Below are 14,258 nucleotides of genomic sequence, written 5' to 3'. Positions count from 1 at the left end.
AAACGCGAAAAGGGCGCGCCGGCGTGACGTTCAAGCCTTGCCGCGCCTGGGTTTGGCGGGCGGGGCTCCAGCCTTGGCGACCAGCGCGCGCGTCGCGGCGAGCACCTTTTCGGCATGTCCCTTAATGCGGGTGGCGTGAAAGACTTCGGCGACCCTGCCATCGGGGCCGATCAGCACGGTGATGCGCTTCACCCCCATGTGCTCGACGCCCCAGAGCTTCTTGAGCTGCCAGATGCCGTAAGCCTCGATGGCCTTGCGCTCGGGGTCGGCGGCGAGGATGACGCCAAGATTGTACTTGTCGCGGAAGGAGCAGTGTTTTTCCACCGTGTCGGGAGAAATGCCGACGACGACAGCGCCGAGCCGCCTGAATTCAGGCATCTGGTCGGTGAACTCGATGTTCTCGAGCGTGCAGCCCTCGGTATCGTCCTGTGGGTAGAAGTAGAGCACGACCGGGTGGCCAAGATGATCCGACAGGCGGAACTTCTCGTAGCTGTCGGTGACAAGTTCGAAGTCTGGGGCCGGGGTGCCGGGAGCAGGAAGGGTCATGTGGTCCAATGCGGTAGACGGGAAAACGCCGGAAAAGCCGCGCATCCAGTGGGTGTTAGTGCCATATTGCAGCCGGTATCATCTGGCAGTGAACGGCTGCTCGGTTTGATTCTAGGATAGGGCGGCAAAGCGAGCGGCCTCAAGTCGGAAAGCAGTGAAACCTACTCCAGCCCCTGGCTCCCAGCTCCGCAAGCGCTCGGCATGGCGCATCCTGGGTAGGATCGCAGCGGCGGCAGTCGCTGCGCCTGTTATCCTGCTCGTCGTCATGTACGCCGTGCTGCTCGTGACCCCGATCCCGCTGCCGTTCGTCAGTTCGCAGGTGCGCAACCTGGTGCTCAGCTCGATGCCATCAGGCAGCAAGCTCGAGCTGGGCGATATGGCGCTGGCGCTTGAAGGCTTCGTCTGGCCGGTGATCCAGTTCAAGCCGGTCACCTTCACCGATGTGAAGACCGGCGGCACGGTGAGCATGGATGCGCTCGAGGTCGGCTTCTCGCCGCTCAGGGCTTTGGTCGGGCAGCCGGGCGCCACCGTGACGATCGTCGGTCCGCATTTGCAGGTGAACCAGGACCTGTTCGGTCCGCGCCTCGCCAAGTTCGAGTACGTGGACGAGCCGGATGGCGGCCGGACGGTGCGGGTCATCGAAGGGCAGGATCAGTTCCCCGAGGTAAACCTGTCGCCCGATGGCGTCGACGTGAAGGGGCAGGTGCCGGAGGCCAGCCTCGGCATCCGCTCCGACAATGACTGGCTGGTCTACAACCTCGAGGCGGCCGCCAAAGGCATTGCCGGCATCGTACAACAGGCCAAGCTCGGGAATTTCTCCCGTCTGGTGGTCAAACACGGCGCGCTCGACATGAACGACGCGCTCTATGGCGTCTTGCGCCACTTCACCGAGATCAACATCGACATCGCGCCGAACGCCGACGGCAAATCGGCCTCGGGCAACTTCTCCGCCGGGATCGGCGGGTCGGTGATGAACGGCATTCTCGAGTGGGTCGAGACCGACGATGGCGGGGCGCGCCTCAAGGCCTCGATCACCAACCTCGACCCCGGCGCCTTTGCCCCCTTCGTGGGTGAACAGGAGACGGCGATCTCAGTGGTCGGCACCGCATCGGTATCGATCGATGTCGGCTTCACCGACACGCAGAAGATCACCGACGGGCTGTTCCACGTCGACCTGACCGGCATGGACGTGCGGGTCAACGGCCAATTCTTCCCGATCGCCACATCGATCGCCGAGGTTGTATGGGATCCCTCGATCGGCCAGTTCACCATGGGCGAGATGCAGGTGAGCATCGCCGGCAGCAGCGGCACGGTCAGCGGGGTGTTCAAGCTTGGCCTCGATCCGCTTTACGGACCGATCGTCGGCATGAAGGTGGCGGCGCGCGATGTCGCCATCGCCAACGAACAGGGGATGCCCGAAGCGCCGTTCTCGGAGGTGAATTTCCAGGGCTGGTCGGCTCCGCTCTACGGCGCCACCGGCATCGACCAGTTCGAGGCCAAGAAGGCCGACGGCAGCAAGCTGGTTTCGACCGGGCGCATCGACATGGTGCGACGCGGCACGGGCTTCGAGATGAACATCGCCGGCGACGGCCTGTCGGCCGACGACCTCAAGCGGTTGTGGCCGGCCTTCCTCGCCAGCGAGTCGCGCGACTGGTTCGTCAAGAACGTGGTCGGCGGCCGGATCAAGAAGTCGACCATGCGCTACGACTTCCCGGTCGGCTCGCTCGGCGAGCCGGGGGAAAACAAGCCGATGCCCAAGAACGCGATGTCGATCGACATCGTCGGCGTCGGCGTCAAGATCAAAGCGCTCGACACGATGGATCCGATCACCATCGAAGGCGAGATGAAGCTCAGCCTCAAAGACGCCGACATCCAGATTTCCGGTGACGGTGCGACGATTCCGACCTCCAAGGGCAACATCTCGATTGCCAATGCCGGCTTCATCATCGGCTCGAACAGTGACACCGAGGCGGTGTACGAGATCTCCGGAGATCTGTCCGGCGGCATCCCGGCGCTGATCGACTGGGTGAAGACCAACCAGCCGCAGGCGCTGCAGCAGGCGGCGCTGCCGATCGACCTCGATGTGCTGAAGGGCCAGGTGTCGCTTGGGCTGGTGGCGACCTTCGTCACGGACAAGAAGACCAACAAGCCGCGGACCATGGACTATGTGGTCAACGGCACGCTGCAGGACCTCGAGACCGCCTCGCCGATCCAGGGACATAGCGTCGGCAAGGGGCAGTTGCAGTTCCGCCTGACCCAGGCCGGGTTCAACGTAAGCGGTACGACCGAGCTCGACGGGGTGCCGGCCGCGATCTCCGCCATGGGGACGCTCGACCCCAAGAAGCCGGACGTGGTGCTGACGGCGAAGGTCGATTCCGACGCGTTCAAGAAGTTTGGCGTCGATACCTCGGCCTTCCTCAACGGGCCGCTGACCATTTCGGTGAAGCCGCTCAGCGATGGCAGCATGCAGCTTGCGGCGGACCTCAAGGACGCCAGCCTGAGCGTCAAGGACCTCGGCATCAGCAAGGCGGCCGGGGTCAAGGGAACGGCGGCGGCACAGATCAAGCTGGCGGGTGATGCTGTCACCATCAACGACCTCGACCTTGGTTTCGGCGATGTGAAGCTCCAGGGCGGCCTGGATTTCGACCTCAAGGAAGGTCTGCAATCGGCCGAGTTCACCTCGTTCGCGCTCAGTCCAGGTGATCAGGCGCAGATTTCGCTGACGCCGATCCGCAACGGCTACCAGGTGCGGCTGCGCGGCGATCAGCTCGATCTCAAGCCGATGCTGCAGCGCTTCTTCAGCCTGTCGGGCGATTCGACCGGCGGTCCGCAGGCGACGGCGGTCAACAACCAGACCATCGCGGTCGATCTCGAACTGAAGCGGGCGCTGGGCTTTTACAAGACCACGGCGTTCAACGTGAACCTCGACCTGGTGCTGCGCGGGGCGGATCTGCAGCGGGTGAACCTGCAGGCCAATCTCGGCGGCAACCGCAGCGTCTCGGTGACCACCAATCCGACGCCGGACGGCAAGGTGATGTCGGTGGCGTTCAACGACCTGGGCACGCTTTTGCGGCTGATGAACGTCTACCCCAATGTCGAGGGCGGCGCCGGCAGCCTGGTGGTCCAGACGGTCAATGACCAGAAGATCGATGTCGGGCAGTTCTCGCTGCGCAACTTCGCTTTCGTCAACGAGGGCAACGTGGCGCAGATTCTCGGCAACCACTCCCAATCCAAGCAGATGATCGCGCGCTCCAACAAGCTCGAGTTCAAGAGCGCTGAGGCGGAGTTCGTGCGGCGCAGCGACCGGGTGGAGATCACCGATGCAGTGCTGGCCGGTGCCACGGTGGGCGGCACGGCGCGTGGTTTCATCTACACTGACAAGCGGCAGTACGACATTACCGGCACCTATGTGCCGCTGTTCGGGCTCAACAACGCGTTCTCGAAGCTCCTGGGGCCGCTGGCCGGGCGCGATGGCGAGGGGCTGTTCGGGGTGACCTTCGCGGTGCGTGGGCCGCTGGACAAGCCGGATTTCAAGATCAACCCGATGTCGGCGCTGGTGCCCGGTGCGTTCCGCCGGATGTTCGAGTACCGGGCCAAGGAAATCCCGCGCGTCGAGTGATGCGGGAATAGGTTGATTTCGATCAAAGTATAGGTTGGCGCAACGGCTTACGATCTCCACATGATGGTGCGGAGGTACACAAAATGTACGCACATATTCTCGTCGCAACGGATGGTTCGGAACTCGCCTCGCGGGCATTGGACCACGCACTCGGTCTCGCCAAGGCGCTCGGCTCGGCGGTGACCATCGTCACCGTGACGGAGCCCACTGCTGTACTCGGCGGCGGTTATGCCACGGTCGCCGGCACGGCGTTCGACCCCATTCCGGAGCTGATCGAGGCTCAGGAAACCGCGGCCAAGGAACTGCTCGCCAAGGCTCAGGCTGCGGCCAGCGCCGCCGGCGTCAGCGCCAAGACGGTCTATGTCAATGACAGCTTCCCGGCGGACGGCATTATCTCGACCGCCAATTCGGTGGGGGCGGACCTGATCGTCATGGGCTCGCACGGCCGCCGCGGGCTCGGCCGGCTGCTGCTCGGCAGCCAGACCAACAATGTGTTGGCGCACACCGCCATCCCGGTGCTGGTGACCCGTTGAGGTGAGAGGTGAAGTGCGGTTCGTTGAACCGCACTTCAGTTCGCTTAGACCGGCTTCAGCAGGGCGTGCTTCTTCTTGCCGACCGAGAGCTTGATCACGCCTTCCGGCAGCAAGGCGGCCGTACCCAGGGAGGCACGCTCGTCGGTTGCCGGCTCATCGTTGACGCGAACCGCACCCGACTGGATGTGCCGGCGCGCCTCGCCGTTGGATGCGGCAAGACCGGCGGTGACCAACGCGGCGAGCAGCCCGATGCCGGCGTTGAGGTCGGACTTCGAGACCTCGGCGGTCGGCAGCGACAGGTCGAGCGCGCCCGCCTCGAAGGTGGCGGCAGCGGTCGACGCTGACTGCTCCGCGGCCTCGCGACCATGGACGATGGCGGTGACTTCCGTCGCCAATACTTTCTTTGCTTCGTTCAGCTCCGAACCGCCCAGCGACGCCAGCTTTTCGATCTCGTCGAGCGGTAGGCGGGTGAAGATCTTGAGGAACTTGCCGACATCGGCGTCCTCGGTGTTCCGGAAGTACTGCCAGAAATCATAGGGGCTGAAGAGTTCGCCGTTGAGCCAGACGGCACCGGAGGCCGACTTGCCCATCTTCTCGCCTGAAGCCTTGGTCAGCAGCGGCGTGGTCAGGGCGTAGAGCTGCGGGCCGCCCATGCGGTGGCTGAGGTCGACGCCGTTGATGATGTTGCCCCACTGGTCGGAGCCGCCCATCTGCAGCACCGTGCCATAGCGCCGGTTGAGCTCAGTGAAATCGTAGCCCTGCATGATCATGTAGTTGAACTCGAGGAAGCTCAACGACTGGTCGCGATCTAGCCGCAGCTTCACCGAGTCGAAGCTCAGCATGCGGTTGACCGAGAAGTGGCGGCCGACATCGCGCAGGAATTCGACATAGTTGAGCTTCAGCAGCCAATCGGCATTGTCCACCATGATGGCGTCGGTCGGGCCGTCGCCGTAGCGGAGGATACGCGAGTAGACCTGCTTGATGCTCTCGATGTTGGTCTTGATTTTCTCGACGCTGAGCAGGCTCCGCTGATCATCGCGAAATGAGGGATCGCCAACCATTGAGGTGCCGCCGCCCATCAGGCTGATGGGGCGGTGGCCGGTTTCCTGCAGCCAGTAGAGCATCGTCACCGTGATCAGGTTGCCGATGTGGATGCTGGTCGCCGTGGCGTCGTAGCCGACATACCCGGTGATGCGTTCCTTCACCGCCAGGGCATCGAGGCCCTCGGGATCGGAGATCTGGTGAATGAAGCCTCGCTGATCGAGGACGTTCAGGAAATCGGATTTGAACTTGGCGGCCATCGGCTTGCCCTATGTAATCGACCGGCTCGTCATGGAGGCACGTTACCCCCATGAGGACCTCATCCCCGAGCCTTCCGAAGGAGGAGGTCCGGGGCGTATGGCTAGCGCCCCTTGCCCGCCGCGATTTCCGCGCGGCGCCGGTCAAGATAGTCGGCGCAGCGTTCGGTGAGTTCGTCGATCTTGCCTTCGTAGAAGTGGTTGGCGCCTTCGACCTGCTGCTGCTCGATGGTGATGCCCTTCTGGGTCTTCAGCTTGTCGACCAGCTTCTGCACCGATTGCGGCGGCGCGACGCGGTCCTTGTCGCCGTGAATGATCAGGCCCGAGGACGGGCAGGGGGCGAGGAAGGAGAAGTCGTAGAGGTTTTCCGGCGGGCTCACCGAGATGAAGCCTTCGACCTCGGGGCGGCGCATCAGCAGCTGCATGCCGATCCAGGCACCGAACGAGAAGCCGGCGATCCAGCAGCCGCGCGACTCGCGGTTGAGCGACTGCAGCCAGTCGAGCGCCGCGGCGGCATCCGAGAGTTCGCCGATGCCGTGATCGAACAGGCCCTGGCTGCGACCGACGCCGCGCGAGTTGAAACGCAGCACCGAAAAACCGCGCTGCGCGAACATGTAGAACAGGTTGTAGACGATCTGGTTGTTCATCGTGCCGCCGAACTGCGGATGCGGATGCAGCACGATCGCAATCGGAGCGTTCGGGTCCTTACCCTGCTGGTAGCGCCCCTCGAGGCGGCCTTCGGGTCCGTTGAAGATGACTTCTGGCATAAGGTCGTTTCCTTGCCCGTTATTTGGGCCCGTTCTTTTTGGCGCCCCGCCGAACCTCTATGCGCTGGGCTCATGCCTCGCGCGCGGGCCGGTCTCTCGGCTTGACGAATGCTGCGCCGCTGCCTAAAACATGGGCCGAAAACTCCAGTTTCGAATAATTCTAAACTGGGTTTTCGAAGGCGGCAGGTGGTGGTCCAACCGCTTCCGGTTGCTGGTGAGCGCTCCTTGTAGAGAAAGTGAGCGCCCGATTTCAAGATTTGTTTCAGGCACGTGCGGCGCTCCGGCGTCGCAGGCGGCCTTTCGAAGCGGATGAGGCGGGTCTCGGATCTATGGCGCGACAGTCGATCTATCTCGATCACAATGCGTCGGCGCCGTTGCTGCCGGAGGCTCGCGCTGCCCATATCGGGGCGCTCGACCTCGTCGGCAACCCCTCGTCGGTGCATGCCGAGGGCAGGGCGCTGCGTGCCGTGATCGACAAGGCGCGCGCCCAGGTGGCGCGGCTGGCCGGGGCCGAGCGCGACCAGGTGGTGTTCACCGGCTCGGCCACCGAAGCGATCACCCAGGCCATTGTCGGCGGCGCCAAGGCGTTCAATGTCGATGCCATCGTCGTTTCGGAGGGCGAGCACGCTGCCGTGCTCAAGGCCGCAGAGGCGACCGGCCTGCCGATCAAGAAGGTCGGCCTCGATACCGATGGAGTGATCAAGCTCGAGGAGATCGCGTCGGCGCTGGCCGCGGCGGACCTCGTCGGGATGCGGCTGTTGGTGGCGGTGCACCTCGTCAACAACGAGACCGGGGTTATCCAGCCGGTCGATCGCATCGAAGTGCTGGTCGGCCCGAGCCCGCATTATCTTTTTGTCGATGCGGTGCAGGGCTTTGGCAAGGTGGGGCTCGAATTTGCCTCGCGTGCACCCGATATGATGGCGGTGAGTGGCCACAAGATCGGCGGCCCCGCCGGTATCGGGGCGCTGCTGATGAAAGGCCACGCCGACCAGGTTCGACTGATCCCCGGTGGGGGCCAGGAGAGCGGGCGGCGCGGCGGTACGGAGTCGGCGGCGGCGATCGCCGGGTTTGGCGCCGCAGCTGAGGTGTTCGCCCAGCGGTTCTACCAGGCCAATGTCAGCGAACTGGTGCGGACGGCCGAGGACGGAATGCGGTTGATTGCCCCGGACCTGGTGGTCTTCGGCGAGAAGGCCGACCGGATCGGCAACGTCACCAACTTCGCGGTGCCGGGGTTGAAGAATGCGGTGGCGATGATGGGGCTGGACCTGCTTGGTCTCGCCGTTTCGTCGGGTTCCGCCTGCTCGTCGGGCAAGGTTGGCCCGAGCCATGTGCTCGCCGCCATGGGTGTGCCGGCAGAGCTCGGCGAGTGTGCAATGCGTGTGAGCTTCGGCTGGTCCTCTTCAATCGAGGACGTCGAAGCTTATCTGAAGGGTTTTGGCGAAGTGGTCGGACGTCACAAGTCCCGCCGTGTCGCAGCATAGGAAGAAGACGATGGCCCGTTACGACATCCCGACTTTGAAGGAAGAGATCGAGAACGATACCGTTGAGAAGGTACTCGCGCTCGATGTCGAGAAATACAAGTACGGGTTCGAAACTCAGCTCGAAGTCGACAAGGCTCCCAAGGGCCTGAACGAAGACACGATCCGTTTCATCTCCGCCAAGAAGGACGAGCCGGAGTGGATGCTGGAGTGGCGGCTCGATGCCTATAAGCGCTGGCTGACCATGGACGAGCCGACCTGGGCCAAGGTGCACTACCCCAAGATCGACTTCCAGGACATGTACTATTACGCGGCGCCCAAGAGCTCGAACCGGCCCAAGAGCCTCGACGAGATCGATCCGGCGCTGCTGGAAATGTACGAGAAGCTCGGCGTGCCGCTGAAGGAGCGCGAGATGCTGGCCGGCATCGAGCAGCCCAAGGTTGCCGTCGATGCGGTGATCGATTCCGTCTCGGTCGGCACCACCTTCCGGGCCGAGCTCGAGAAGATGGGCATCATCTTCTGCTCGATCTCGGAGGCCATCCGCGAGTACCCCGACCTGGTGAAGCAGTATCTCGGCTCGGTCGTCCCCGTGTCCGACAACTACTACGCCACGCTGAACTCGGCGGTCTTCACTGACGGGTCGTTCTGCTACATCCCCAAGGGCGTCCGCTGCCCGATGGAGCTCTCAACCTATTTCCGCATCAACGAGGCCAAGACCGGCCAGTTCGAGCGCACCCTGCTGATCGCCGACGAAGGCGCCTACGTCTCGTACCTCGAGGGCTGCACGGCGCCGGCGCGCGCCGAGCACCAGCTGCATGCCGCGGTGGTCGAGCTCGTCGCCCTCAAGGACGCCGAGATCAAGTACTCGACGGTGCAGAACTGGTTCCCGGGCGACAAGGACGGCAAGGGCGGCGTCTACAATTTCGTCACCAAGCGTGGCGACTGCCGCGGCGACAATTCCAAGATCAGCTGGACCCAGGTCGAGACCGGTTCGGCGATCACCTGGAAGTACCCCTCGTGCATCCTGCGCGGCGACAACTCGTCGGGCGAGTTCTACTCGATCGCCATTTCGAACGGCTATCAGCAGGTCGACAGCGGCACCAAGATGTTGCACCTGGGCAAGAACACCACCTCGCGGATCATCTCCAAGGGCATCGCGGCGGGCTATTCGGACAACACCTACCGTGGTCAGGTCTCGGCCCACGCCAAGGCCAAGGGCGCCCGTAACTTCACGCAGTGCGACAGCCTGTTGATCGGCGACAAGTGCGGCGCGCATACCGTGCCCTACATCGAGAGCCGCAACGCTTCGGCCGTGTTCGAGCACGAGGCGACGACCAGCAAGATCTCCGACGACCAGATGTTCTACTGCATGCAGCGCGGCCTCTCGGAAGAGGAAGCGGTGGCGTTGATCGTCAACGGCTTCGTCCGCGATGTGCTGCAGCACCTGCCAATGGAGTTCATGGTCGAAACGCAGAAGCTGATCTCGATCTCGCTCGAGGGCAGCGTCGGCTGATGACGTCCTCGCCCCACAACATCGTCAACGTGGCCGATCTTGAGCTCAAGTGGCTCAAGGTGGGCAATCGCTTTGAGGTGGGGCTCCACGATATCGACGCGGCCATTGGTACCGAGCAGATCGGCGCGACGCTGCATGTGGTGCCGGCCGGCAAGACGGCCTGGCCGTACCACCGGCACCATGGCAATGACGAGCTGTTCTTCATCGTCTCGGGCACCGGCACCTATCGGGTGGGCGAAGCGCGGCTGCCGATCAAGGCGGGCGACTGCATCGGCGCTCCGGCCGGTGGCGAAGCGCACCAGATCATCAACAGCAGCGCTGCGGAGCTGCGCTACATCGCCTTCGCCAATCACGGCCGCGCCGATGTGACCGAATACCCCGATAGCGGCCGGATCGCCGTCGATATCGCGCATGGCAATGACAAAGAGCCGATGTCGATCTTCAGCACCGCCGGCAAGCTGACGCCGTTCGGCTACTGGGACGGCGAAGACACCGAGGGCGAGAACCATGGCTAAATACTGGTTCGCCCGGCGCTTTCCTGTCGGACACCCGCGCAATGCGATGACCCCGGTCAGCCGCGAGGGCTGGCTCGTGGCCTGGGCGTTCGTCGCCAGCATGGCTGTTGGCGGGCTCGCATTCCTTGGCCTTGCGCTTACGGGCTCGCCGCTGCTGGGCATCGCGATCTTCGTGGTGCTGGCTGCCTCGGGCATGGGCCTGTTCATCGGCCTCGCGTCCCGCAAGGGCGACGCGCTGCACACAGCAGAGGATTACCGGTCAGGCCGTGTATCGAACGAGGCGGCACCGTGAATAAGCCCTTCCTCAACATCGCTGAACTGCAGCTCGAGAGCTGGACGCAGGGCGCCAACTACCAGTCGTCGGATGCCTCGTTCGGCCGGCTGCTGGGGCTGCGCAACCTCGGCATCAGCTACAACGAAGTGCCTGCTGGCAAGTCGAGCTGCCCGTTCCACAATCATCACGTCGAGGACGAGCTGTTCATCGTGCTCGAAGGCGAGGGCACCTACCGCTACGGCGCCGACAGCCACGCTATCAAGGCCGGCGACGTGCTGGGTGCCCCGGCAGGCGACCGCTCGACAGCGCATCAGATCATCAACACCGGCACTGGCGTGCTTCGGTATTTCGGCATCTCGACGATGGCCGCGACCGAGGTATGCGAGTACCCGGACTCAAACAAGTTTGGCGTCTTTTCCCGGACCAGCGGTAACCCGACCGACAAATCGTCGCTTCGGCACATCGCACGTGAGGCAGCGAGCCTCGACTACTGGGACGGCGAAAATATCGGAGAAGTGAAATGACCACCCCCATGCTCGAAATCCGCGACCTCACCGTTCGCATCGAGGAACGCGAAATCCTCAAAGGCGTGAACCTGACCGTCCCCAAGGGCGAAGTACATGCGATCATGGGGCGCAACGGCTCGGGCAAATCGACGCTGAGCTATGTGCTGGCCGGTAAGGAAGACTACGAGGTCACCGGCGGCGAAGTGCTGCTTGATGGCGTCAACATCCTCGAGATGGAGCCTTCGGACCGTGCTACGGCCGGCCTGTTCCTCGCCTTCCAGTACCCGATCGAAATCCCGGGTGTCGCCACCATGACCTTCCTCAAGGCGGCGCTGAATGCCAAGCGGAAGGCCAATGGCGAGACCGAGATGTCGACGCCGGACTTCATGAAGGCGGTCAAGGATGCCGGCAAGGCGCTGCACATCGACAGCGATATGCTGAAGCGTGCGCTCAATGTCGGGTTCTCGGGCGGCGAGAAGAAGCGCGCCGAGATCCTGCAGATGGCGCTGTTGAAGCCCAAGATGTGCATCCTCGACGAAACCGATTCCGGCCTCGATATCGATGCGCTGAAGGTGGTGTCGGAAGGCGTCAACGCGCTGCGCAGTCCCGACCGCTCGATGCTGGTGATCACCCACTACCAGCGGCTCCTGAACCACATCGTGCCGGATGTGGTGCATGTGTTCTCCGATGGCCGCGTGGTCGAGAGCGGCGGCAAGGAGCTGGCGCTGGAACTGGAAGCCAAGGGCTATGCCGGCTTCGACGAAGCGGCGGCGTAAGGACCGATGACCATGCATGTCCCCGTCCGGCTTGGGCCGGCTGAACTGAAGCTCATCGACCAGCTGACGGCCGCCGGTGCGGTTGCGGAAGCCGAGCGCCTGACCGGCGCCGGGCTGCCGACGCGGCGCGTCGAGGCTTACCACTACACCGACCTGAAGCAGCTGCTGCGGGCGGTTCCGGAACTCGCTGCCGCCGCCACCGAAGCGAGCGCTCCGGCGCTGCGCGTCGCCGGCGCCTACCAGCTGATGATCGCCAATGGCGTGGTGCAGGACACCGGCACGGCGCCTGCCGGCGTCATCGTCGGCAAGGCGGCAGGCGGCGTGCTATCGACGCGTGACGATGTGGTTACGCGTCTCAACATGGCGCTGACCAAAGAGTGCCTGACGCTCGACCTCGACGGTTCGGTCGATCCGGTAATCCAGATCGATCGCCGCACCGAAGGCGCCGCCGGGCATTCGACCAGCGCCGCCAAGATCTTCGTCGCCGATGACAGCAGCGCGGTGATCGTCGAGACCTATGCGGGCAGCGAAGAGGCGCACCTCGGCAACCACGCGACCTACCTGGCGCTCGGCAAGAACGCCAAGGTGACCCACATCACCGTCAACCTGGCCGCGGCCAAGGCGACGCATTTCGCCTCGAACGAGTACCATCTTGCCGAGGGCGCACAGCTCAGGACACTGATCATCAACGCCGGTGCGGCGCTGAGCCGGACGCAGCTGTTCCCGCGCTACGAAGGCGCCGGCGCCCATGCCGACATCACCGGGCTGAACCTCGTCTCCGAGGGGCAGCACGCCGATATCACCATGGATGCGCTGCACGCCGTGCCGCACACTTCGTCCAAGCCGCTGTTCAAGTCGATCGCCCGTGGACGGTCCAAGGCCGTGGTGCAGGGCCGGCTGGTGGTGGCGCGTGATGCGCAGAAGACCGACGCCAAGCTGATGAGCCAGGGGCTGATGCTTTCGGACGAAGCGGAAATCCTCTGCAAGCCCGAGCTCGAGATCTATGCCGATGACGTGGTCTGCGGCCATGGCTCGACCTGCGGCCAGCTCGATGAAGATTCGCTGTTCTACCTGACGAGCCGCGGCATCGCGAAAGCCGACGCCGAGACCATGCTGGTGCGGGCCTTCCTCGCCGAACTGGTCGATCCGATCGAGGATGAGGCGCTGAACGAGGCGCTGACCGCAGTGATCGAGGGATGGCTGGCGGGCAAATGAGTTTCGATCTCGCCAAGATCCGCGCCGATTTCCCGATTCTCGAAGAGAAGATCCACGGCAACCGGCTGGTTTACCTCGATAGCGGCGCCTCGGCCCAGAAGCCGAACCAGGTGCTCGACCGGATGGATTGGGCGCATCGGCACGCCTATGCCAACGTGCATCGTGGTCTCCACACACTCGCTAACCGGGCGACCGAAGCCTACGAGGGCGGGCGAGAGGCGACGCGGCGGTTCCTCAACGCCAGCCGACCCGAAGAGATCATCTTCACCCGCTCGGCCACCGAGGCGATCAACCTCGTCGCCGCGTCATTCCTCGGTCCGCGGATCGGGGAGGGTGACGAGATCGTGCTGTCGATCATGGAGCACCACTCGAACGTGGTACCGTGGCACTTCCACCGCGAACGCAAGGGTGCGGTGCTGAAGTGGGTCGATGTGCGTGACGACGGCAGCTTCGACATCGACGCGTTCGAGGCGGCTTTGTCGCCGAAGACGCGGATGGTGGCGATCACCCATATGTCCAACGTCCTGGGCACGGTGACGCCGATCAAAGAGATCGTCGAAATCGCGCACGCGCGAAAGATCCCGGTGCTGGTCGATGGGAGCCAGGGGGCCGTGCATCTCAAGGTCGATGTGCAGGAGCTGGGTGTCGATTTCTACGTCTTCACCGGCCACAAGCTTTACGGGCCGACCGGCATCGGCGTGCTGTACGGGCGCTATGACCTGCTTGCCGACATGCAGCCCTACCAGGGCGGCGGCGAGATGATCGACACCGTCACCCGCGACACCGTCACCTACAACGAGCCGCCGCACCGCTTCGAAGCCGGTACGCCGCCGATCGTCCAGGCGATCGGGCTCGGCGCCGCTATCGACTATGTCGAGGGCATCGGGCGCGAGGCGGCGCAGGCGCATGAAGCGGAACTCACCGGTTACGCGATGGAGCGGCTGGGGCGGATCAACTCACTGCGGTTGATCGGCACGGCGCCGGGCAAGGGCGGCATCTTCTCGTTCGAGGTCAAGGGCGCGCATGCGCACGACGTCTCAACCATTCTCGATCGCTACGGCATCGCGGTGCGCGCCGGGACGCACTGCGCCATGCCGCTGTTACAAAGGTTCGGCGTCACCTCTACCTGCCGGGCCTCCTTCGGCCTATATACCGGCAAGGACGATATAGATGCTCTGGTAGAGGGTATCGAAAAGGCGCGGAGCTTCTTCGCCTGAG

13 protein-coding genes are annotated in these 14,258 nt (G+C 63.9%); 10 read left to right on the top strand and 3 right to left on the bottom strand.

Annotated elements, in window-relative coordinates:
* Positions 1-30 precede the first annotated feature (30 nt).
* Positions 31-546, bottom strand: a complete 516-nt coding sequence (locus ASC68_RS17395; RefSeq protein ID WP_055882557.1) for a peroxiredoxin — start codon at positions 544-546, stop codon at positions 31-33.
* A 265-nt stretch (positions 547-811) separates the two neighbouring features.
* On the opposite strand from ASC68_RS17395, the gene ASC68_RS17390 reads away from it, so the two are divergent.
* Together ASC68_RS17390 and ASC68_RS17385 are read left to right on the top strand one after the other, a co-directional pair.
* Positions 812-4,165, top strand: coding sequence for a hypothetical protein (locus ASC68_RS17390; RefSeq protein ID WP_055881955.1), 3,354 nt, complete (start codon positions 812-814; stop codon positions 4,163-4,165).
* 83 nt (positions 4,166-4,248) lie between these two features.
* Positions 4,249-4,698: a universal stress protein gene (locus tag ASC68_RS17385; protein ID WP_055881952.1), complete on the top strand. Its 450-nt coding sequence runs from the start codon at positions 4,249-4,251 to the stop codon at positions 4,696-4,698.
* Positions 4,699-4,742: 44 nt separating this feature from the next.
* On the opposite strand, the gene tyrS is transcribed toward ASC68_RS17385, so the two are convergent.
* Both tyrS and ASC68_RS17375 read right to left on the bottom strand, forming a co-directional pair.
* Complete coding sequence (tyrS, locus tag ASC68_RS17380; RefSeq protein ID WP_055881949.1) at positions 4,743-5,999, bottom strand: tyrosine--tRNA ligase; 1,257 nt, start codon at positions 5,997-5,999, stop codon at positions 4,743-4,745.
* 101 nt (positions 6,000-6,100) lie between these two features.
* Complete coding sequence (locus tag ASC68_RS17375) at positions 6,101-6,763, bottom strand: alpha/beta hydrolase (protein WP_055049272.1); 663 nt, start codon at positions 6,761-6,763, stop codon at positions 6,101-6,103.
* A 329-nt stretch (positions 6,764-7,092) separates the two neighbouring features.
* Between ASC68_RS17375 and ASC68_RS17370 the strand changes: the two genes are divergently transcribed.
* From ASC68_RS17370 to ASC68_RS17335, 8 genes are read left to right on the top strand one after another with little or no spacing between them, the layout of a single operon-like run.
* Positions 7,093-8,244 carry an aminotransferase class V-fold PLP-dependent enzyme gene (locus ASC68_RS17370; RefSeq protein ID WP_055881947.1) on the top strand — a complete coding sequence of 384 codons (1,152 nt, stop codon included), beginning with the start codon at positions 7,093-7,095 and terminating at the stop codon, positions 8,242-8,244.
* Between the two features lie 10 nt (positions 8,245-8,254).
* A complete protein-coding gene (gene sufB, locus ASC68_RS17365) occupies positions 8,255-9,754 on the top strand; it encodes a Fe-S cluster assembly protein SufB (RefSeq protein WP_055881943.1) in 1,500 nt (499 codons plus the stop codon).
* Positions 9,754-10,269, top strand: coding sequence for a cupin domain-containing protein (locus ASC68_RS17360; protein WP_055881940.1), 516 nt, complete (start codon positions 9,754-9,756; stop codon positions 10,267-10,269). Before sufB ends, ASC68_RS17360 begins: the two co-directional genes overlap by 1 nt.
* Positions 10,262-10,561: a hypothetical protein gene (locus ASC68_RS17355; RefSeq protein WP_055881938.1), complete on the top strand. Its 300-nt coding sequence runs from the start codon at positions 10,262-10,264 to the stop codon at positions 10,559-10,561. The genes ASC68_RS17360 and ASC68_RS17355 overlap by 8 nt, the downstream gene beginning before the upstream one ends.
* On the top strand, positions 10,558-11,067 hold the full coding sequence (locus ASC68_RS17350) for a cupin domain-containing protein (RefSeq protein ID WP_197421278.1): 510 nt from the start codon (positions 10,558-10,560) through the stop codon (positions 11,065-11,067). The genes ASC68_RS17355 and ASC68_RS17350 overlap by 4 nt, the downstream gene beginning before the upstream one ends.
* Before the next feature lie 8 nt (positions 11,068-11,075).
* Entirely contained in the window at positions 11,076-11,825 is a 750-nt protein-coding gene (gene sufC / locus ASC68_RS17345) for a Fe-S cluster assembly ATPase SufC (RefSeq protein ID WP_055882555.1), read from the top strand.
* Between the two features lie 12 nt (positions 11,826-11,837).
* Complete coding sequence (gene sufD, locus ASC68_RS17340) at positions 11,838-13,040, top strand: Fe-S cluster assembly protein SufD (RefSeq protein WP_197421276.1); 1,203 nt, start codon at positions 11,838-11,840, stop codon at positions 13,038-13,040.
* Positions 13,037-14,257, top strand: a complete 1,221-nt coding sequence (locus ASC68_RS17335; protein WP_082528237.1) for a cysteine desulfurase — start codon at positions 13,037-13,039, stop codon at positions 14,255-14,257. The genes sufD and ASC68_RS17335 overlap by 4 nt, the downstream gene beginning before the upstream one ends.
* The last annotated feature ends 1 nt before the right edge of the window (position 14,258 follow it).

The sequence above is a fragment of the Devosia sp. Root105 genome, assembly GCF_001424865.1.
GTDB lineage: Bacteria > Pseudomonadota > Alphaproteobacteria > Rhizobiales > Devosiaceae > Devosia_A.
The sequence above is the reverse complement of the archived record's forward strand: the minus strand, read 5'-3'. Positions and strand labels throughout refer to the sequence as shown.